The sequence below is a fragment of the Deltaproteobacteria bacterium genome (genome assembly GCA_019308925.1).
Classification (GTDB): Bacteria; Desulfobacterota; B13-G15; order B13-G15; family RBG-16-54-18; genus JAFDHG01.
Genome location: JAFDHG010000018.1, coordinates 1 through 18,526 on the forward strand (window position 1 = coordinate 1; position 18,526 = coordinate 18,526).

An 18,526-nucleotide genomic window follows, 5' to 3' on the forward strand; every position below is an offset into this window, starting at 1 on the left:
TTACAGCAGAGTTGAATGAGGAAGGAGAATTGATTGGTATTGAGATTTTAGAGGCAAGCTCTTTCATTCGCGATTCTATCATGGAATCGGCTCAAGCCAAAATGTTGGATATTATAAATCCGTATAACAAGAGGGTAGAGCCGACCTCGTAAACTCGGCGGCTCACCCTCGGCGTTGGGTTTCTTTGTAAAAAGAAACATTTAAAAGACCATTGACTTTTAGTCGCCGTAATCATAGACTATTTTTATGTTCAAAAAGATCAAAATATCTAATAGCTTTAAGCCCTTCGAGCAAATTGTAGTGTATCCAGGAGACTGTCTGGATTTGCTGAAGCAAATTCCTGATGGGTCGCTTCAACTTGTGGTTACATCACCTCCTTACAATATTGGCAAGGAATACGAGAAGAAGCTGAAGTTAAGTCAATATATAGAGCAGCAAGCATTGGTAATCCAAGAATGCGTCAGGGTGCTTTCAAGGCATGGTAGCATCTGTTGGCAGGTAGGAAACTATGTTGACAATGGTTCCATTATACCTCTTGACACAGTTCTGTACCCTATTTTTACTGATCTTGGTCTAAAGATGCGCAACCGTATTATATGGCATTTTGAACATGGGCTCCACTGCAGCAGAAGATTCTCAGGTAGATATGAAACGATAATATGGTTCACCAAATCCAAAGACTACGTTTTCAATCTTGATCCCGTCAGGGTTCCCCAGAAATATCCTGGAAAAAAATATTTCAAAGGCCCAAAGGCAGGTCTGTATTCGTGCAATCCTTTGGGGAAGAATCCGGGGGATATCTGGGTTATCCCGAATGTAAAGTGTAATCATGTCGAGAAGACAGTACACCCCTGTCAATTTCCCGTGGAATTGATTGAGAGATTAGTCCTTTCCATGTCCAATGAAGATGACTGGGTACTTGATCCCTTTTTAGGGGTGGGTACAACGATTATAGCCGCAGTTCGGCATGGCCGAAGAGGAGCTGGCGCAGAGACAGTGCAAGAATATGTCGACATTGCCCATGATCGAATAAAGCAAGAAGTTAGTGGGACCTTGCGAACGCGCCCAATGAATAAGCCTGTTTATGATCCAGAAGAAGCAGGACATAGCTTAAAAACGCCCCCCTGGAAACCGCAACCCGAGCCTAAGCAATTGAAATTGTGTGAGAAAAGACCAAGAAAGTACGGCGCAAAATGAAGATCATTGAAATCTATTCCCATTTGAACGGCCTCGAATTCCTGATCGTTCATAAACCAAAACTGTGGAAGGAAATAAAGAAGGTCATCCAGTCTGTTAATGCAAAGGCTTGCAGGACAAAAGTGTCAAAAGAAAAGGGGATGGTTGGGAAACTTCTTTATAGCCCAATTGACATGAATACGCATTTTAAGAAACTTCTAAGTGAGGCGGGATGGAAAGAGAGCAGGGTCAGTTATTGGGTGACGAAAAGCGAAAAACTTATAAGAAAAACACTGTCTATGGATCCCCAAGAGCAGAAAAAAGAGATTGAAGCTGCGGGAGAAAAACCCATTTACAGCTACAATCAAACTGATTTTGTCAAGGATCGTGTTGCGATTGAAGTCCAGTTCGGCAAGTACTCTTTTGTTGCCTACGATCTTTTCGTGAAACACCTTGCCTTTTACATCGGCGACCATATCGACGTGGGAATTGAAATCCTTCCAATGAAAGCACTCCAAGCACAAATGAATTCAGGTGTGTCATACTACGAGGGCGAATTCTACAACGTTATTCGACAAGGCCGCGGCGTGCCTGCTGTCCCTTTGATCATTGTCGGAATTATGCCATAAAGGCAACGTGAAACCGAACAAGTCATTCAAGCTGACCGGTGTTCCGCTACGCTCCACACCGGCAGGTGACTTTAGACGTTCGACGGTAGAAACATGAAATCAATCTTAGAGAATACATGCCTGAACGTCAAAGATGTTTTCTTGTATGTATAAGCTTGGGGAAACTGAAACACACCTTGCTGTTGTTCAATTTTCCAAAAGGTATTCCCACAGAGAGAATTACTCGATATAATAGATTAGGAGCATTAAATGAGATATTCACTTGACCAATTTGAACCAGGAGAGGCATGGTTGGTATTTCGTGTGGACTGTCTTGTTCAGGACCAGCCGGTTGATATCTACCTCTTAATGGATGTTGCCAGCACCTACGTTTTTGGAAATATTGTGGTGCCAGGTGAATTACCGGAAACAAAAGAAATCAGTAAACTGATGCGAGATGCCTATAAAACGAAAAACTCTTGGCCAAGAAAGTTCTTCTGCCCCGCACAAGATCCTGCTGAGGATTTATTTCGGAGACATTCAGAAGAAAAAGGAATTTCATTTGAGGTTGCACCATTATCCTATTTCGAGCGGATAATTGGGCCGTTAAAGAAATTATTCAGCCAGCATTTTTATTCACCGATGGCAAGTGCTGGCGGATTCGATTACGACACTCCTCCAACCGATGAGCAAAGAATATCTCAAGCTTTCATTCCAGATAGTTATGATTTGTGTCCATGTGCATCTGGGTTGAAGTACAAATTCTGTTGCAAACCGATTTTTGAGGAAATTACTCATGCCATGACGGCTGCTGAGGAAGGGGATTTAAAAGAAGCCCTCAAATGGATGGATAAGGCTAAATCGAAAGTCGGGGAAACAGCCGAAGTACTTTGCCGCTATGCCATAGTTTATACTTTTTTTGACATGATTAAGGCTGATGAATATCTGGAGAAATGCCTCCTTTCCGCCCCACACCACCCACGTGCAAACTATGTCAGAGGGATAAACCTCAAAGAAAAAGGTGATATAGAAGGAGCAATAAAAGCGTACAAAACTGCGATCAACAATTATCCGTCTACAGACCGGTATCATCTTAACGAAACATGGAATAATCTGGGAACAGCATATTATGACCTGGGGGAATATTCCGAGGCAAAAGCGGCTTGGGAGAAAGCATTAGTCTATTTGCCCGAAGATCCGGTGACGATAGAGAATTTAAACAAATTTATATACCATAACCCCAATATTCCAACAGAAATTAAGGGAAGCCAGACCATTCATTGAGCGATCTTGACGATAAAGGGGGACGGTTCTATTTTTGCCTAACTAAGGGATAGGATGGGTTGAGTCTTTGATTGACTTTTGATATCAATTAAGAGTTGTCAAAAACATAAAAAGGTCAAACATAGATTTGACCTGTTTCATTCCCATACAAAACAATTGCGTTTAGCCACTAAAATGTATCTCGATGATTTGAAGTTACACATAATTGGCGACTTGTTGACAAAATCATACCTGGTAGAGACTCCAAATGGTCTTTTCCTTATTGATACTGGTGCATCTGGAAACGAACCAAGGATATTTAGAAAGATGGACCAGATTAATAGAAATGACTTGAAGTTGATTTATATCACTCATGCGCATTTTGATCACTATGGAAGTGCCCAGGCATTGCAACAGAAAACGGGAGCTCCTATTGCAGTTCATAGGTCTGACGCTGGATATATGAGCAGAGGAGAAACCCCATTGGAAAAAGTGAGAAGTTGGGGTCGACTCGGTAAGCGGTTTTTACCGATTGCTAAAATGTTCTGGAGTACAAAAGAGACGGAAGCAGATATACTCGTAGAAGAAGGACACTCATTCGAATCCTTGGGCCTTAACGCTGTTGTGTTACACATGCCTGGTCATACCCCCGGTTCAACATGTCTGCTATTGGAAGGTAAATATGCATTTGTGGGAGATCTGGTTATTTCACAACCATGGCTTCACGTTCAAAACTATTACGCAGATAATTGGGACGATGTAGTACGGAGTTTTGAGAGATTAAAAAAACTAAGTCCAAGAGTAGTATTTCCAGGGCACGGTAGACCAATTAATGGGGATAAACTGGATAAAATAAAATATGACCATATGAATAGATGATTAAGTCTAACAAATATATGGAGAGCGAATATCATTCACTGGCGTTCATGGTATCGCCTCATCTCAAGCGTTATTCATATCTCTTAATAAACTCCCGAATGGCCTGAAAGTAACGATCTCTGCCCACCATCATCAGGCTGTTGTGGTCCGCCCGCGGTATCACCACCAGGCGCTTATCTTCAGCGGCGCATAAGCTATATAAATCCTCGGCCTCCCTGAGAGGTATGAGATGATCCTCGGCTGCATGGATGAGGAGGGTGGGCAAATGGATGGAGCGCATCTTCTCCCCATTGGGAAAACCGCTTTGTTGGCGTGGTGGGACTTTCAATGGCAACCCTATGTAGCTGAGGAGGCGAAAGGCGTCACTGAAGCCACTCTCCACAATAAGCCCCTTTAACTCATCCTGGTAGTGAAAGGCCACTTCTATTGCCGGGCCGCTCCCCAAGGAGCGGCCCATAACAAAGATCACCCCAGGATGACCCCTTTCCTGGAGGGCCTCTTTGAGCCTTTGAAAGATGGGATGGGCATCCTGAAATATATGCCTTATGGAAGGCTCTCCTGTGCTCAGACCATAGCCGCGGTAGTCGGCTACAAAGAGATTGATCCCCTGATCAGTATAGAGGGGGGAGATGAGGTCGTAATCTCCTGCCGTCTCGCCATTTCCGTGGAAGTAGAGGATGGTAGCAACCCCCTCTGCGGCCGGGTAGAAACGACAGACGATGAAGATCCCTTCCCCTACTTCCACAGGATAGACGGCTATATCCCCCGCAGGGGGAGGATCTTTGCGCGGATAGAAGATAAAACGAGAGACCTCAGGCAGATCTAAAAGGGAGAGCTCAAACCCCTCCTTCATCGTCACTCCTTACCTCTTCCGAGCTCATCCCTCCTGCCTTCCAAGGCCCTGCGGATTACCTTCTTGAGCTGGGTCAGGTCCGATGATTTAACCACATAGGCATCAGCGGCAATGGTCTTTATATCCTTTTTAAAGACCTCATATGCGGAGCAAAGGATCACCGGTAGATTATAATATCTGTTACGTATATCCTGAAGCAGATCTAAGCCATTATATTCAGCTAGTTTGATGTCCAATATGACGAGATCTGGCCCTTCCTCTTCAATCCTCTCCAAGAGTCTGTGGCCGCTGGCGGCCGTGGCTACCTCATAACCATCATCCGTCAATTCTTCCTGATAGAGGAATCGTATGGACTCCTCGTCATCGACCACTAGGATCTTAGGCATATTTCTCTCCTTCTCTCCCCCACCTCTCATCCAAATGGGGCCGGGTCTCCTCAAACACCATGCATTGATCCTCGATATACTCCTCTGCTTCTTGGATGGACATCCTCTCGGTGCGATGGACAAAGGAATAGACCTTCCCAAAGTAGAGGGGGACGAGGGAATCCAACAATGTCCCCCTATCGCCTTTAAAACTTTGATAGCTGATGGCATAATCGAAGAGTATTTGGGCCCAAAGCTGGGTGGGAAAGTCAAGGTGTTCCCACCCTATTTCTTTGACCTCCATCAGTTTAGCGAAGACCTCCGGCGCCAACACCTCCTTCCAAACCCCTTGGAACTGAGCAATACCTTGAGAAAAACGTTTATAAAGCCCCTCTCTATCTACCTCCACCGGAGGGGGTAGCTCCATCTCCCCCAGGCCGAAGCCAAAGACAGCGGAGGGCTTGCTCCACCTCACCCTTCTCCAATAGGGTTCATAGGGGGCCATCATCCCGAAGATGGTCCCCATTACCTGCCCGAACATAGGGCCTAGCTCAGCCCCAGGATCCTTGAGACGGTGGATCTTCGGACGCCCCATATAGGATTGGCAGATGGGTATATTGTGGGCGATCGCCAGGGTGGTCATCCAGATATCAATGCCGAATTGGGAGACCTCCTCTTTCCAAAACTCGTGTTCCAAATATATGCGTATTGTCTCCCCGGAGATGCCAAATTCCCCCCCGATGGGTTGGCGGACACGACGGCCATAAAGGGAGCGGATAAGGGGGTAGGCGATATTATTGGTGATGGTAGCATCATATTTATGCCGTACATAAAGGGGAGCGACAAAGCCAAAATCCATGAATAGGGGTTCCCCCAAGTTTCTTATCCACTTGGGGGTGATGCTCCTCAGATCGGCGTCAATGATAATGCAGGCCTGGGCCTGCAGTTCATCGACCTTGGCAAACAGGTTCATCAGGTTATTCCCTTTTCCCCGGACCCCAGGGGGGGTACAGATATAGATCTTGGGGACCTCAGTGGGGGTGTTCAAAAAGGCCTCTTTAGTCCCATCAGGGGAGTTGTTGTCGCAGTTGATAATCACCGATCTCTTATCCCCGAAAAATTGATGGAGCCCTAGACTGGCCTGGGTGGTGGGGTAAGAAATGGTATGGGCCTCGTTATAGGAGGGAATGCCAACTACAATGTCCGCCCTCTTTATCTTTGTCGGATTCTCCTCATAGAAGGCCATAATCTACTCATAGCATAGCGGGTGCTGAATCTCAATAACAAAACCCTCCGCTACTTCTTACGCATCTCCAACTCAAGGCCTCTATTTAAGAATCCCTTTGGATTCTTCCAAGTCAGATCTTGACGGGATAGGCCTCATAAAATAGAAGCCTTCAAGCTCTATCCCTATCCCCTGGCGCCTGCGTTGCAGAATCTGATCGCCGTGGTGAGCGATGAGCCATTGATCTGGGTGTACCCTATTTTGGACCAGATGATATCAAAGGGGAGGGCGGAGTTCATCGCGAAGGTGGTTCAAACGACGGAGGATTGCGAGAAGGGTGATAAAGAGGGGGAGAAGGCTAAAAACAACACCTTGCCTCCTCCCCATGAAAAAATTCATTGTTATTACTTTTTGTAAGGAATGGATAACTTCTTAATCTGTTCTTTGGTAAGGGGTTCTCCATATTCTGAAAATTGAATCTTTTCCACCTCCTTACTACGGATAGGAATCCACTTATCCCCTTGCTTATCTAAGTATACCCAATCAAGCTTATCAGGGACGACCGGGGCCACACCCTTCCATGGAACCACCTTATTATCCTTAAATACCATCATCGGCACAGCCTTGCCCCTTTTTATAAGCTTCATCGCAGGATTTGCATGACATTCATTACAACTCTTCCCCTTTGCCATTATGGCATGAGTAAAATATGGGGCATAAGTAACAAACTTTTTCCCTTTATAAACGAGTGTCATGGCAGTACCAGATGTTACCTTTCCCCTGTAATTAATGAGGAGCAACCAGCTTTGCATAGGGAAGAAGTTCCCCTTTCTCTTTCCTGTCTTCAGAAACTGACCAAAGTGGCAATTCATACAGGCTATGGTATTATCAACATGGCAAGCGGCGCAATCCAGCTTCCCTTTATGCACTTTATGGGCACGGATATCTTCACCTACGCTGTGGCAGTCAGCGCAAGACGCCTTTATAGCCCCAACATCCCTCATTGATCGATAAGACGTACCATCACCATGGACATCCTCTCCTTTATGACAATCTGTACAGCCCATTCCGCCAGCTACATGAACATCAAGCAACCCCTTCTTTTTCCCGTACTTAAAGGTCAGCTTTTCCCTGCTGTGGCAAGCCAAACAAGTCTTCATATCTTTTGCCTTTGCTGTGCTATAAGTGCACTTACCCTCCTTTTCCACGGCATGACATCTCTCACATGACCGGATATGGCACTTCTTGCAGTCGAGATCTTTGTAAGGAATATGGGTGATATCCATAAACCCCCCATGTTCCTCATACCAGTACCGCATCCCTTCTGTTGTGTGATGTAGGCTCTTAGAGAAGAAGGGCTCCTGGGCCAAACCTTTACCTAAAAAGAGGGCAAATAAAATAAATGGAATAAAAAACAGAATTTTGTTCACACCCTTCATTATCACACCTCCAAATTTTTTTGAAACAATACATATCCAGCTATCCTCTGTCAAGAGAAAAAGCAAAGCGCTCAAATCTTTTCTCTATCTCCAAGAAATTTCTAGATCCTACCTTGACTGCCAGTATTAAGGGATGTAAAATTAAAACAATTTTTTTGAATACTTAGAAGGAAGGAATGATCAGATGATACCTATTGTCTCCATTGTGGGGAGGTCCAAAAGCGGAAAGACCGCCCTCATTGAACTGCTGATCCCAGAGTTCATCCGACGTGGCTATCGGGTGGCTACTATTAAGCATAACGTAGACAATTTCGAGATCGATCACAAAGGAAAGGACAGTTGGCGCCATAAAGAGGCCGGTGCCCAAACGGTGGTAATCTCCTCGCCGCAGAGGGTCGCCCTAGTAGAGGATGCCTCCCAAGACCTCACCCCGGACGAACTGGCTGCTAAATTTATTCGGGGAGCGGATATCATCATCGCGGAGGGATTTAAGCGAGAGAGACACCCCAAGGTAGAGGTCTTCAGAAAGGATATCCATCCCCATCCATTGGCATCTGAGATGGAGAATCTGATCGCCGTGGTGAGCGATGAACCCCTTCAGTTGGATGTCCCCTGTCTTGGTTCAAACGATATTACAGGGGTAGCCGATATCATCGAAGAGCGGGTCATCTCCGCACAGGCAGAAGGCGATACCACCCTGTGGGTAGATGGGGAGATTATCTCCCTGCGCCCCTTCGCTAATGCCATCATCTCCAAGACTATCCAAGGAATGATCTCTTCATTAAAGGGGTGTGCAGACCCCCAAGAGATAGAGATAAGAATCCAATTAAGGAAAAGAAGGTAAAAAAAGATGTTGCGACCAAAGGGCAAAAGGATGGTTACAAGAACGCCGTGAGCATGGCTGGGGAAGGAGAGAAATTCACAGCTCCCTCAGGACCTTTACCCCCCTCTCCAAGACATCTATGGGGGCTGCAAAGGAGATACGAAAGTGGCTTTTGCGCTGCGAGAAGACATCTCCGGGTATGATAAAGACTCCCTTACTGATGGCCTTCTCCACCAATTTTTCCCCGTCCCCATCATGGGCCTCGGGGAAGATAAAGAAGGCCCCTCGCGGCTTCTCCACCCGATACCTTTCCTTTAAGCCCTCATAGACGAAGTCCCTTTTTTCTTTATATCGATTTATATATTCCCCCATATCATAGTCGAGGGCTACTAGGGCCGCCTTTTGGGCGAAAGAGGGAGGGCAGGTGAAGGAATACTGCTGCAGGGTGATCATTTGCTGGATGACCTCTTCGGGTCCGGCGGCATATCCCAGGCGCCACCCCGTCATCCCCCAGGTCTTGGAAAACCCACCGAGGGTGATGGTCCTCTCATAGACCTGACCCATACAGGGGGCCGCCGGCGCATCGTAGACGAAGCTCTCATAGATGTCATCGGAGATCACCATTAAATCCCGCTCCCTGGCAATGTCGGCCACCACCTCCAGCTCCTCCCGGGAGTATACGGTCCCGGTGGGGTTGGCTGGACTGTTGATGATGATGAGTTTTGTCCGCGGAGAGATGACCTCACGGATCTTTCCCTCGCGCAGGCGAAAGTTCGGGTATGTATCGATATATCGGGGGATTCCCCCCATCAGCAGGACCTGGTACTCGAACATGACGAAATAGGGATCCGGGATCAGGACCTCATCACCAGGATCGATGAGGCTCAGACAGCACAGCAGGAGCCCTCCGGTGACCCCAGCGGTGATCATGACCTTTTCACAATTGACCTCCTTCCCTTTGAGGTGCTCCTCTACTTTCTGCCTCAACTCGGGTATCCCCTGGGTCAGGGTATATTTGTTGAAACCCCCCTCTATCCAGCGGATACCCTCCCTCTTTATCCCCTCGGGGATGTCGAAGTCCGGCTCCCCTAGACTCAGATCGATGGGGTCCTTTATCCGGCTGGCCATATCAAAGATGCGTCGCACCCCTGAAGGCCTTATCCTCTTCAGTCTCTCGGCAATCATCTGGACACCTCCAAAAAAAGAGCCATGAGATCTGGCCTCCCATGGCTCCTTTTTTAATTATCTTTTGAAGGTCAAGATGGAGGCGCATGGCAGACTCCCCCCTTACTTATTTGCCTGCGCCACCACCAAACAACTAAAATGTTTCTTGTCTCTTCCATGGTAACTAACCAACTAAACTTCTATCATAGTAGGATCTTTAATGTCAAATGAAATCTTGACTCAGGAAGAAGTCCTCTCAGGTTCAACTTCCGCGACCTCCTTTTCTTCATAGCCCAAGATCATCGCCTTAAAATGGGCAAACACCGTATGCCCCAAGGTGCCAAGGTAAATGTGGGTAATCAAAAAGGCAGTGAAAATGTAAGCCAGGATTACGTGAAAGGCATCCACCACCCTTACCCCCCCTACCGCCTCTATAATGGGACGGAACGTCTCCAAATCCCACAGAAGGAGTCCCGTAATTATCTGTAGGGGAAGCATGATGAACATGATACCAAAGTATGCGGTCTTCTGCAGGGAGTTAAACTTGGCCTCTGGCCTGGGTTCAAAGGGGGGTGGATCACCTAGAAAGATGCGGGCAAAGTAGTAATTTGCTTGCGTAGGGATGCCAATGGCAAAGTCCTCTGGGGTGGGGGCGTACTGCTTTACCAACTCCTTCTTCACCAGATAGAAACCAAGCCAGAGGAAGTAATCGAAGAACACAATAAAGCCTAAGATGTTATGGATGTTTACCGCACTCTTAAAGGTCCCAAACCACGTAACCAAGTCAGGGAACCGTAACTGAATCCCGGTAAGCACCAATAAAACGATGGCTATCCCATGCACCCAGTGCCAAATCCTCACTAGCAATGGATTTAACATCTCTCCCTTCTGCTGGGTCATAGTCCCTTTCCTCCTTAGTTGTTCTTTATGGCCGCCCCTTTGCCCTCATTCCTCTGGTCAATACCCTGATCAACCCGTGCAGAATTACAAAACCCAGGCCTCCTAAGAGGAACAAGATTCCTATAACATCCAGCCACTTATATCCGATCTTCCTCACTGCATACATGGAGTCCCTTACGGTCCCCTTCTTCACCGCATACATGAGGGCAGCTATATCCCTCTTAGAGATCCTGCTCTCACCTAAAAGATAGAAAGGGCTGGTGACCGGAATGGTGTGAATCCCCACCAGGGTATCTTTGTCCAAGGGAAGGGTTCTTATACCGCCCCCCTGTTCGGGGATCTCCATAACCAGTTTAGAATAGAATTCCGCCTGGGAGGAATGGCAGAGGGAACAATCCTTCGCCTTGGTCCCCTTGTCGGTATAGTTATGGAACGGCTTCAGCACCAGGACCATCGCTCCCAACTCTACCCTCTCCTCGTCTTTTTCCCTCATCGACTTAAGGAAGGAGAGGATCTCCTTGGCCTCCAAAAATCCATTGCCGTCGCCATCCAGCAATTTTACCAGGTCGGGGTTTTCCATACCCAACAGCTCGGCCACCTCTCCATATTTAAGCCGTTTCTCCACCCCCTTCCTGTCCACCATCTGGAGGTAAAAGACCATCCCCTTTTCCGCCTGGGGGGCATGGCACATGGTACATTCCAAGTACCTAAAGTGGATCCCTCTTTGGGGCAGCCAGTCGTGCCCCATTTCCGGATCGTGGCACTTCATGCAGATGGCCTTCCTCTGCTCGACGTCCAAATCCTTGAAGGGAATACTGGAATGTGGGTCATGACAGCCAAAGCAGATCTCCTCGCTGACTTTGTAATGTAAACTGTTTTTGTACTCCTCCATTACGTCCTCATGGCATTGCTCGCAGACCGGCGTCTCCAGTTCCTTGACCTTAAACTCCTCACCCTCACGCAGGATGGTCAAATCTGCATGACAGTCTATACACTCCACTCCATTCTGACCGTGGACCGTTGCGAAGTAGTAGTCCTTTGAGGGGATGGGGGGGATCTTACCTATGATGGCCTTGTCCATCTTGGAGGTAGGCCACCTTCCCCTTTCCTCTGGCACCCTGAGCATGACCCTGGAGTAGAAAGGCGCCCCTGACGTATGACACATAGCACAGTCTTTGATATGTTCAACCTCATCAGTGTAGTTATGATATGGCTGCAATACCAGGACCTCTTCCTCAATCCGTGGGGACCTTATCCCCCCCTCCTTTAACTTGGCAATAAACCTGTTGATCTCATGCACTTCCACAAGGTTGTTTCCGTTGCGGTCGATGGCCTTTGCCACATCTCCTTGGTATCCACGGGTGAAATCCTTCAGTTGTTTATAGGAAAGGGTGATTCTCTTCCCATCCTCTTGCTCCGCAGTGAGATGAAAGAAGAGTCCCTTTTCGGCGTTGGGGGCGTGACAGACTGTGCATTCTAAGTATCGGAAATGAAGCTCCCTTTGGGGCAACCACCTGTGCCCCTTTTTCTTATGACATTGGAGGCAAATCCCCATCCTTTCCTTTTGGGAGAGTCTCCTGAAGGAGGTGGTGACATGGGGGTTATGGCACTCAAAACAGAGCCGTTCACTGGCCTTGGCGTGTTTGCTCTTTTCATACTGGCCTACGATCTCTTCATGACACTGGGCGCAGTCAACCATGCCCATCCTCTGTGGATGAGGGAGATCCTCAATACCAGTATGGCAATCTACACAACTCAGCTCACTGTGGACTGAGGAGCGAAACCCCTTATAATCCACATAGAGGGTAAGCTTCCCCTTCCTAACCTCCTTTTTCCCGGGGGTAGGGACTACCATCTCGAGCCTCTCCTCTTCACTCATTTCGAGGATATCTCGGGTTCCATGACACCCGAGACATTCTTCATTCTCTATGGAAAGGGAGACACCTGTCCACGAGAAGAAAAAAAAGGGCACCAACAGGAGAAAAATAAAATGGTGGACAAACCTCATTATTCTTTTCCTATCCCCCACCACCTTCATTGCCTTCCCCTTCTTAGTCAGATTGTGCCTTTTGTAATATTATCACACCCTAGTTGTCAAGGGAAAAAGACCCTTGAACCTCTCCTCTCACCGTGATATTTTCAGGGTAAAATGGAAAAAGATGAAACCAAATACATTTATATCCTCCTCATTGAAAATGTGGAAAAACTGGCAGACATTAGGGAAGTGGAGGAAAATCTAAAGAAAGAGTTTGGGTTACCCATAAGGACCTCAAGTAGCGAGATAAACCCGGAGGATTCTTATGATCCGGGACGCAAACAATATCACTCCACCAAGATATTAAAGGAGATACTGGATGACTTCCCCTCCGATGCCCTGAGGACGATCGGCATCATCCCCTTTGACCTCTTTATACCGATCTTGACCTTCGTCTTTGGCGAGGCCCAATTGGGGGGAAAGGTGGGAATAGTCTCACTGGCCCGGTTGCGCCAGGAATTTTATGGCCTTCCCCCCAACCAAGCCCTTCTGCAAAGAAGACTCATCAAGGAGATAAAACATGAGCTAGGCCATACCTTCGGGCTTGTCCACTGTTCCCTGAGAGAATGTGTGATGTCCGTGGCCAATAATATCGCTGATGTGGATTCCAAGGGTGCTTCCTTTTGTGACGGCTGCAGGGAGCTGCTGCGCCGCAACCGAAAGGAACTTTTCGACCACAACGTTGAATAACGTTGAATATTATTACCTACTGCTTAATTCTTCAGCACAAAAATACCTTTGAAAAACAAGTAGTTATAAAATTCACCAAATTTATGTTGAAATATTCAACAAACCGATAGTGGAGGGTATAGCGACAGAGCAGGGGTGAACTTTAAAAAAATATAATAAATTTGGCCACTTAGCTACCTGCTCAGTGGCCTTTCTTTTGTGGCATGAAAAATGCTTTTTATTTGGATGAGTAGTAAATAAATCACAAGGGGAACGAGATGGAGACAAGATGTCCCTTTTTAAAAGAAGAAAAGGTGGCCTTTTGCAAGGCCTTTCCCATCAGAAAGATGCTCCCCTTTGATAGGCTCTATCTCAAGGACAACCTCTGCTTTGGGAAGGACCATACTCAGTGTCCCATCTATCAGGAGAAGGAGGGAAGTAAGGTCTCTGGGAGAAAGGTCTGTCCCTTTTTGGAGGTGGAGGCAATGATCTATTGTGAGGTCTATCCGGTGAAGAAGATGATCCCCTCCAGCGCCTTCAGGTTGGAGTGTCCGTGCACCACTGAGGCCTACATCGATTGTCCTGCCTATCAGAGGATCGCCCAGGGGGATCTTCCCTCTTCCGAGGATGAGGCGATCACGGTGCGGGGATTTCTCTTGGATGATACTGTCTACTATCACAAGGTCCATATCTGGCTGCAGCGGGTGGATGGGAAGTTGAGGGTGGGGTTGGACGATTTTGGCCAGTGGTTGCTTGGGCAGATAGAGGAGGTTACCCTCCCCTGCCAAGGGGGGCGGGTAGAGCCCGCTCACCCCCTGGTGAGGGTGAGCTGTGCCCAGGGCACAGCCGAGATCCCCTCGCCCCTTTCCGGCACAGTGGTGGGGGTGAATGAGGGGCTGCGCAGGGATAGCTCCTTGATCAACACCGATCCCTATGGGCAGGGGTGGTTGTTGGAGGTGCAGCCGGTAAAGGGGGAGCTAGCCCGTCTGGATCGACAGGCAGAAGGGTTTTTCTCCGGCCGCGAGGCCCGCAATTGGTTGGAGAAAGAGGTGGACCGACTCCACTGTATCCTGCAGACGGAGATCGGTGTCACGATGAGTGATGGGGGGGAGCTGTTAAGGGATCTGCAAGAGGTAATAGACCCGCAGCAGTGGGGTATTCTGATAAAAACCTTTTTAGAAAGAAAGGAGGTATAAGCCATGTTAGGGACCATTGCTACCATATTTATGGTGGGTGTGGGGGCGGTGTTGGGCCTGGTCATCCTGGCCTATGCCGTCTACATCACCTTCTTCTCCCTGGCGAGGACCATAGGGGGTGGCCTCCAGGTGCTCAAGCACTATGGTGAGCAGAGGGTGAGGGCCGCAGAAAGGGCCTACGCCCTGATCCCCGATGCCCAACTGGGGCTCACCATGGCGGATGGCGGTGATCGGATCGAGGACAAAGAGGAGAAAAAGACCCCTGAGAGGAAAAAATAAAAAGGTCAGAGAAAGGAGGAGGTACACACAATGCATAGCCTGGTAGAGTTTATGGTGGTAACTAAGGGGATAGAGTATCTTATTGCAGTGGCCTTTCTGTTTGCCTTCATCGCCTTTTGGCACTTTGTCACCTCTGTCCCGGCGCCGCAGTATGAGCGGGTTGGAGTGGTGGAGATGGCCCGAAGGATCGGGGAGAGGATCGGGGGATTCCTGCTGCCCGAAGGGCTCTTCTTCCACCCTGGACACACCTGGGCGAAGGTGGACGCAGGGGATGTGGTCACCGTGGGCATCGACGACTTTGCCCAGAAGCTGGTGGGAAGGGTCAACTCCGTCCAACTGCCGCAGGTGGGCTCCACCATAAGACAGGGTGAGAGGGGTTTGAGTCTGCAGGTCGACGCCAAGACCATCCCCATGCTCTCCCCTGTAGATGGCAAGGTGGTGGCTGTTAACAAAGACATCCTCAAATCCCCTGAGGGGATAAACAAGGACTCCTATGACAAGGGTTGGCTGATGAAAGTCCATGCACCGAGGATCGCGGCCAACCTGAAAAACCTCCTCTCGGGCCGGCTGGCCAAAAGGTGGATAGAAGAGGCAAGGGGGCAGCTCTCCTCCCACATGAACGACTACAACCTCGGGCTGGTCCTGCAAGATGGTGGTGTGCTGGTAGATGGCATAGCCAAAAACCTGGCCCCGGAGAGATGGGATGAGGTGGCCAAGGAGTTTTTTCTGACCACTGAGGAATAAATAAGAGGGAAAAAGACCCTCTTTGCAGGACCGCCTTGATTGGCGGTCCTGCAAATAATTAGGAAAGGAGGTAATAGAGAAATGAGGGGGTATACCCTTATCTTAGTGGGGGTAATTTGTCTTTTTGTCGCAGCGTATGCGAGCCAAAGGAAGGTCTTGGCTACTTCCGCCTCAATTGAGGGGCTTGAGACCCTGACCTTAGACAGTCTTTCTAAGAAATATGAACCTGTGATCTTCTCTCATGAGATGCATACGGAGGTGGCCGAAAGTTGCGCCACATGCCATCATACTCCATCAGAGGAGACCCTGGCCTGTTCTGATTGCCATACCACTCCTCTTGATCCCGAAAATGAGAGCAAACTGGGTCTAAAAGGGGCCTACCATCGTCAGTGTCTTGGCTGCCATCGGGATTCTGAAAGCGGTCCCACGGGATGTACCGACTGTCACGCCAAAAGGGGTGCTGCAAAGTAATGGATTCAAACTAGGGATTTTATAAATCAATTTTCCCCGATTTAGGAGGTGAAAATGGTGAAGAGGGAAGAAGAAAAGAATGGGAGGATAAAGATCACCCGTCGTGGCTTTTTGAAGGCCATAACTGCCACCAGTGGCATCGGTCTCCTCAGCAAGGCCAAAGATGCCCTGGGGCTGGAAGAATTTACTGGATGGCCTGATAGATACGGGGTGCTGACCGATCTAAGCCTATGCGTCGGGTGCCGCAGCTGTGAGGAGGCCTGCAATGAGATAAACAACCTGCCGCCGCCAGAAGTCCCTTTTGAAGATCAGACCGTCTTCGAGAAGGAAAGGAGGCCTGAACCCAATGCCTGGACGGTGGTGAACCGCTATCCTAACCCCCAGGACGAGAACAGGCCAATCTTTGTAAAGAAACAGTGCATGCACTGCGATGAACCGGCCTGCGCATCGGCCTGCCTGGTAGGGGCCTTGAAGAAGACCCCGGAAGGGGCGGTCATCTACAATGAGGATGTATGCATCGGCTGTCGCTATTGCATAGCGGCCTGCCCCTTCTATGTCCCGGCCTATGATTATGCCAGTCCCCTCTATCCCAAGGTGAGAAAGTGTATCTTGTGTTACGAAAAGAAGATCAAAAAAGGCGAACTACCTGCCTGTGTGGAGGCCTGCCCCATGGAGGCCATGACCTTTGGCAAGAGGAAGGATCTCATCAAGCTAGCTTACAAAAAGATATTGGAGAATCCAGACAAATATGTGGACCATATATATGGGGAACATGAGGCAGGGGGGACGAGTTGGATGTATATATCACCGGTCCCCTTTGAACAGCTTGGGTTTGTCACGGATATAGCGACAACACCCTATCCTGAATTCAGCAGGGGATTCCTCTCCGCCGTGCCCATGGTACTGATCCTTTGGCCCGCCTTATTGATAGGATTCTATATGTGGTCTAGCAGTCGCGAGGAAAACGCTGAAGAAGAAAGGAGGTCTGAGCATGAGTGACAGGACAATGGAGGCCTATGCCCTACGATCTTGGATGAGAGAAAAGATATTTCTCGGGATGACCTTTGCTGAGTATCTAAAGTCCCTCATCACCCCCTTTAACATCATCGTCGCCTGCATCCTCTGCGTAGGGATCCCCTTTTATGTCATGCGCTACCTTCAGGGGTTGATCGCCGTGATGCACCCCTCCCATGAATACCCCTGGGGGCTCTTTATCTGCTTTGGGCTTTTGGGCACTGTCCCCCTCTCAGCTACGGGATTTATCATGGCCTCGGCCGTCTATCTCTTTGGGCTCAAAGAGTACAAGCCCCTCGTGCGCATGGCCATCCTCACCGGATTCCTGGGCTATGCCTGCGCTGTGGCCTTCATCTTCACCGATATCGGCCGCTCCTGGAGGCTCTATTACCCCATGCTTGTCTCCTATGGCCCTCAATCTATCCTCTTTCTGGTGGCCTGGCATGTGGCTCTCTATTTGTCCACCCAGTTTGTTGAGTTCTGCCCCGCCATCTTCGAGTGGCTGGGTGCGGATAGGTTCCGCCGCTGGGCCTTATACACCACCATCGGGGCCACCATCTTCGGGGTGATCCTCTCCACCCTCCATCAGTCGGCCCTCGGTGCCCTCTTTCTCCTCATGCCAGGGAAGGTCCACCCTCTATGGTATTCGCCCTATATCCCTGTATTCTTCTTCATCTCCAGCATCTGGGCCGGGCTGTCCATGATAATATTGGTGGCTTGGATATGCAAAAAGGCATTCAGGGGCAGGTCCGATGACCACTTTCTCAATAGGATCGACAACCTTACCGTCGGGCTGGGCAGGGCTGCCTCCATCACCCTGTTCGCATACTTCGCCATTAAGATCATCGGTGTAGCCCACGGCCACCACTGGAATCTCTTAACAACCTCTTATGGCTATTGGTTCCAGCTCGAGATCTTCGGTTTTGTTCTGCTCCCCTGTTTCCTCTTCGCCCAGGGTGCCCGCTACAGAAATGTGGGCATGATTCGAATCACCAGTATCATCACTGTCGTGGGGGTGATCCTCAACCGATTAAACCTCTCACTCATCACCTTCAACTGGAATCTCCCGCATCGGGAGTTCCCCAAGTGGACGGAATACATCGTCGTCCTTACCATCTTTACTGTCTTCATCCTCATCTTTCGCTGGATGGTAAATAGAATGCCTGTTTTGAGCGAACATCCAGAGTACAAGGAGATACACTAATTGAGGAAAAGAGCAAGTGATCCTTAAATTTGCCGCCATTGGCTCCTGCTTTCCTCATATTACCACAGGAATTTGTTATCCCTTGGATTTTGAGCGGATATTATGATATTTTATTTACCGTGAAACTCATTCACGGTAAATATTGAGGTTAAAAGCCATCTCGGGTCTTTAGATTTTTTCAACCTTTACTTCAGGGGGCAAAGCCCCCTGAAACCCCCA

20 protein-coding genes are annotated in these 18,526 nt (G+C 48.6%); 13 read left to right on the plus strand and 7 right to left on the minus strand.

The genetic code is table 11. The features are described from left to right. Window positions 1-246: 246 nt before the first annotated feature. The 4 genes from JRI46_04335 to JRI46_04350 all read left to right on the plus strand — a co-directional run bounded on the left by JRI46_04335 (window position 247) and on the right by JRI46_04350 (window position 3,926). Window positions 247-1,197 (plus strand): site-specific DNA-methyltransferase, encoded by a 951-nt coding sequence (locus JRI46_04335; protein MBW2038812.1) that lies wholly within the window; start codon window positions 247-249, stop codon window positions 1,195-1,197. Beyond that, window positions 1,194-1,805, plus strand: coding sequence for a restriction endonuclease (locus tag JRI46_04340; protein MBW2038813.1), 612 nt, complete (start codon window positions 1,194-1,196; stop codon window positions 1,803-1,805). The genes JRI46_04335 and JRI46_04340 overlap by 4 nt, the downstream gene beginning before the upstream one ends. Before the next feature lie 249 nt (window positions 1,806-2,054). Continuing rightward, window positions 2,055-3,068, plus strand: a complete 1,014-nt coding sequence (locus tag JRI46_04345; GenBank protein MBW2038814.1) for a tetratricopeptide repeat protein — start codon at window positions 2,055-2,057, stop codon at window positions 3,066-3,068. Between the two features lie 174 nt (window positions 3,069-3,242). Further along, window positions 3,243-3,926 (plus strand): MBL fold metallo-hydrolase, encoded by a 684-nt coding sequence (locus JRI46_04350; GenBank protein ID MBW2038815.1) that lies wholly within the window; start codon window positions 3,243-3,245, stop codon window positions 3,924-3,926. 70 nt (window positions 3,927-3,996) lie between these two features. Here the strand turns inward: JRI46_04350 and JRI46_04355 are convergent, their stop codons facing one another. Genes JRI46_04355 through JRI46_04365 form a run of 3 tightly spaced genes read right to left on the minus strand, consistent with a single transcriptional unit; the run spans window position 3,997 to window position 6,390 of the window. After that, a complete protein-coding gene (locus JRI46_04355; protein ID MBW2038816.1) occupies window positions 3,997-4,779 on the minus strand; it encodes an alpha/beta hydrolase in 783 nt (260 codons plus the stop codon). A gap of 2 nt (window positions 4,780-4,781) precedes the next feature. Continuing rightward, a complete protein-coding gene (locus JRI46_04360) occupies window positions 4,782-5,165 on the minus strand; it encodes a response regulator (GenBank protein MBW2038817.1) in 384 nt (127 codons plus the stop codon). After that, window positions 5,158-6,390: a glycosyl transferase gene (locus tag JRI46_04365; GenBank protein ID MBW2038818.1), complete on the minus strand. Its 1,233-nt coding sequence runs from the start codon at window positions 6,388-6,390 to the stop codon at window positions 5,158-5,160. The genes JRI46_04360 and JRI46_04365 overlap by 8 nt, the downstream gene beginning before the upstream one ends. 183 nt (window positions 6,391-6,573) lie before the next feature. Here JRI46_04365 and JRI46_04370 point away from each other — a divergent pair, with 183 nt between their 5' ends. Then, window positions 6,574-6,786 carry a hypothetical protein gene (locus JRI46_04370; protein ID MBW2038819.1) on the plus strand — a complete coding sequence of 71 codons (213 nt, stop codon included), beginning with the start codon at window positions 6,574-6,576 and terminating at the stop codon, window positions 6,784-6,786. Here JRI46_04370 and JRI46_04375 read toward each other — a convergent pair. Further along, window positions 6,774-7,688, minus strand: a complete 915-nt coding sequence (locus JRI46_04375) for a hypothetical protein (protein MBW2038820.1) — start codon at window positions 7,686-7,688, stop codon at window positions 6,774-6,776. The two genes, JRI46_04370 and JRI46_04375, sit on opposite strands and share 13 nt — an antisense overlap. A 304-nt stretch (window positions 7,689-7,992) precedes the next feature. Between JRI46_04375 and mobB the strand changes: the two genes are divergently transcribed. Next, complete coding sequence (gene mobB, locus JRI46_04380) at window positions 7,993-8,652, plus strand: molybdopterin-guanine dinucleotide biosynthesis protein B (GenBank protein MBW2038821.1); 660 nt, start codon at window positions 7,993-7,995, stop codon at window positions 8,650-8,652. Between the two features lie 75 nt (window positions 8,653-8,727). Here mobB and JRI46_04385 read toward each other — a convergent pair whose 3' ends face one another. From JRI46_04385 to JRI46_04395, 3 genes are all read right to left on the minus strand, one after another. Next, window positions 8,728-9,816: an aminotransferase class I/II-fold pyridoxal phosphate-dependent enzyme gene (locus tag JRI46_04385; GenBank protein ID MBW2038822.1), complete on the minus strand. Its 1,089-nt coding sequence runs from the start codon at window positions 9,814-9,816 to the stop codon at window positions 8,728-8,730. Between the two features lie 219 nt (window positions 9,817-10,035). Next, window positions 10,036-10,695 carry a cytochrome b/b6 domain-containing protein gene (locus JRI46_04390; GenBank protein MBW2038823.1) on the minus strand — a complete coding sequence of 220 codons (660 nt, stop codon included), beginning with the start codon at window positions 10,693-10,695 and terminating at the stop codon, window positions 10,036-10,038. 25 nt (window positions 10,696-10,720) lie between these two features. Next, window positions 10,721-12,733, minus strand: coding sequence for a cytochrome c3 family protein (locus JRI46_04395; protein MBW2038824.1), 2,013 nt, complete (start codon window positions 12,731-12,733; stop codon window positions 10,721-10,723). Window positions 12,734-12,844: 111 nt separating this feature from the next. On the opposite strand from JRI46_04395, the gene JRI46_04400 reads away from it, so the two are divergent. The 7 genes from JRI46_04400 (at window position 12,845) to nrfD (ending at window position 18,307) form a co-directional block, all read left to right on the plus strand. Continuing rightward, a complete protein-coding gene (locus JRI46_04400; protein MBW2038825.1) occupies window positions 12,845-13,420 on the plus strand; it encodes an archaemetzincin family Zn-dependent metalloprotease in 576 nt (191 codons plus the stop codon). A gap of 257 nt (window positions 13,421-13,677) precedes the next feature. Then, window positions 13,678-14,595, plus strand: coding sequence for a glycine cleavage system protein H (locus JRI46_04405; GenBank protein MBW2038826.1), 918 nt, complete (start codon window positions 13,678-13,680; stop codon window positions 14,593-14,595). Window positions 14,596-14,598: 3 nt separating this feature from the next. Then, complete coding sequence (locus JRI46_04410) at window positions 14,599-14,874, plus strand: hypothetical protein (GenBank protein ID MBW2038827.1); 276 nt, start codon at window positions 14,599-14,601, stop codon at window positions 14,872-14,874. Window positions 14,875-14,904: 30 nt separating this feature from the next. Further along, window positions 14,905-15,618, plus strand: coding sequence for a glycine cleavage system protein H (locus JRI46_04415; protein ID MBW2038828.1), 714 nt, complete (start codon window positions 14,905-14,907; stop codon window positions 15,616-15,618). An 81-nt stretch (window positions 15,619-15,699) separates the two neighbouring features. Further along, complete coding sequence (locus tag JRI46_04420) at window positions 15,700-16,089, plus strand: cytochrome c3 family protein (GenBank protein ID MBW2038829.1); 390 nt, start codon at window positions 15,700-15,702, stop codon at window positions 16,087-16,089. A 54-nt stretch (window positions 16,090-16,143) separates the two neighbouring features. Beyond that, window positions 16,144-17,088 carry a 4Fe-4S dicluster domain-containing protein gene (locus JRI46_04425; protein MBW2038830.1) on the plus strand — a complete coding sequence of 315 codons (945 nt, stop codon included), beginning with the start codon at window positions 16,144-16,146 and terminating at the stop codon, window positions 17,086-17,088. 58 nt (window positions 17,089-17,146) lie between these two features. Further along, window positions 17,147-18,307, plus strand: coding sequence for a polysulfide reductase NrfD (gene nrfD, locus JRI46_04430; GenBank protein ID MBW2038831.1), 1,161 nt, complete (start codon window positions 17,147-17,149; stop codon window positions 18,305-18,307). Window positions 18,308-18,526 lie beyond the last annotated feature (219 nt).

Coding starts and splice junctions, on each gene's coding strand:
- mobB (MBW2038821.1), top strand. CDS start 7,993: ATGATACCTATTGTCTCCATTGTGGGGAGGTCCAAAAGCGGAAAGACC.
- JRI46_04405 (MBW2038826.1), top strand. CDS start 13,678: ATGGAGACAAGATGTCCCTTTTTAAAAGAAGAAAAGGTGGCCTTTTGC.
- JRI46_04335 (MBW2038812.1), top strand. CDS start 247: ATGTTCAAAAAGATCAAAATATCTAATAGCTTTAAGCCCTTCGAGCAA.
- JRI46_04390 (MBW2038823.1), bottom strand. CDS start 10,695: ATGACCCAGCAGAAGGGAGAGATGTTAAATCCATTGCTAGTGAGGATT.
- JRI46_04375 (MBW2038820.1), bottom strand. CDS start 7,688: ATGCGGTACTGGTATGAGGAACATGGGGGGTTTATGGATATCACCCAT.
- JRI46_04415 (MBW2038828.1), top strand. CDS start 14,905: ATGCATAGCCTGGTAGAGTTTATGGTGGTAACTAAGGGGATAGAGTAT.
- JRI46_04340 (MBW2038813.1), top strand. CDS start 1,194: ATGAAGATCATTGAAATCTATTCCCATTTGAACGGCCTCGAATTCCTG.
- JRI46_04420 (MBW2038829.1), top strand. CDS start 15,700: ATGAGGGGGTATACCCTTATCTTAGTGGGGGTAATTTGTCTTTTTGTC.
- JRI46_04365 (MBW2038818.1), bottom strand. CDS start 6,390: ATGGCCTTCTATGAGGAGAATCCGACAAAGATAAAGAGGGCGGACATT.
- JRI46_04410 (MBW2038827.1), top strand. CDS start 14,599: ATGTTAGGGACCATTGCTACCATATTTATGGTGGGTGTGGGGGCGGTG.
- JRI46_04355 (MBW2038816.1), bottom strand. CDS start 4,779: ATGAAGGAGGGGTTTGAGCTCTCCCTTTTAGATCTGCCTGAGGTCTCT.
- JRI46_04400 (MBW2038825.1), top strand. CDS start 12,845: ATGGAAAAAGATGAAACCAAATACATTTATATCCTCCTCATTGAAAAT.
- JRI46_04425 (MBW2038830.1), top strand. CDS start 16,144: ATGGTGAAGAGGGAAGAAGAAAAGAATGGGAGGATAAAGATCACCCGT.
- JRI46_04350 (MBW2038815.1), top strand. CDS start 3,243: ATGTATCTCGATGATTTGAAGTTACACATAATTGGCGACTTGTTGACA.
- nrfD (MBW2038831.1), top strand. CDS start 17,147: ATGACCTTTGCTGAGTATCTAAAGTCCCTCATCACCCCCTTTAACATC.
- JRI46_04345 (MBW2038814.1), top strand. CDS start 2,055: ATGAGATATTCACTTGACCAATTTGAACCAGGAGAGGCATGGTTGGTA.
- JRI46_04385 (MBW2038822.1), bottom strand. CDS start 9,816: ATGATTGCCGAGAGACTGAAGAGGATAAGGCCTTCAGGGGTGCGACGC.
- JRI46_04360 (MBW2038817.1), bottom strand. CDS start 5,165: ATGCCTAAGATCCTAGTGGTCGATGACGAGGAGTCCATACGATTCCTC.
- JRI46_04395 (MBW2038824.1), bottom strand. CDS start 12,733: ATGAAGGTGGTGGGGGATAGGAAAAGAATAATGAGGTTTGTCCACCAT.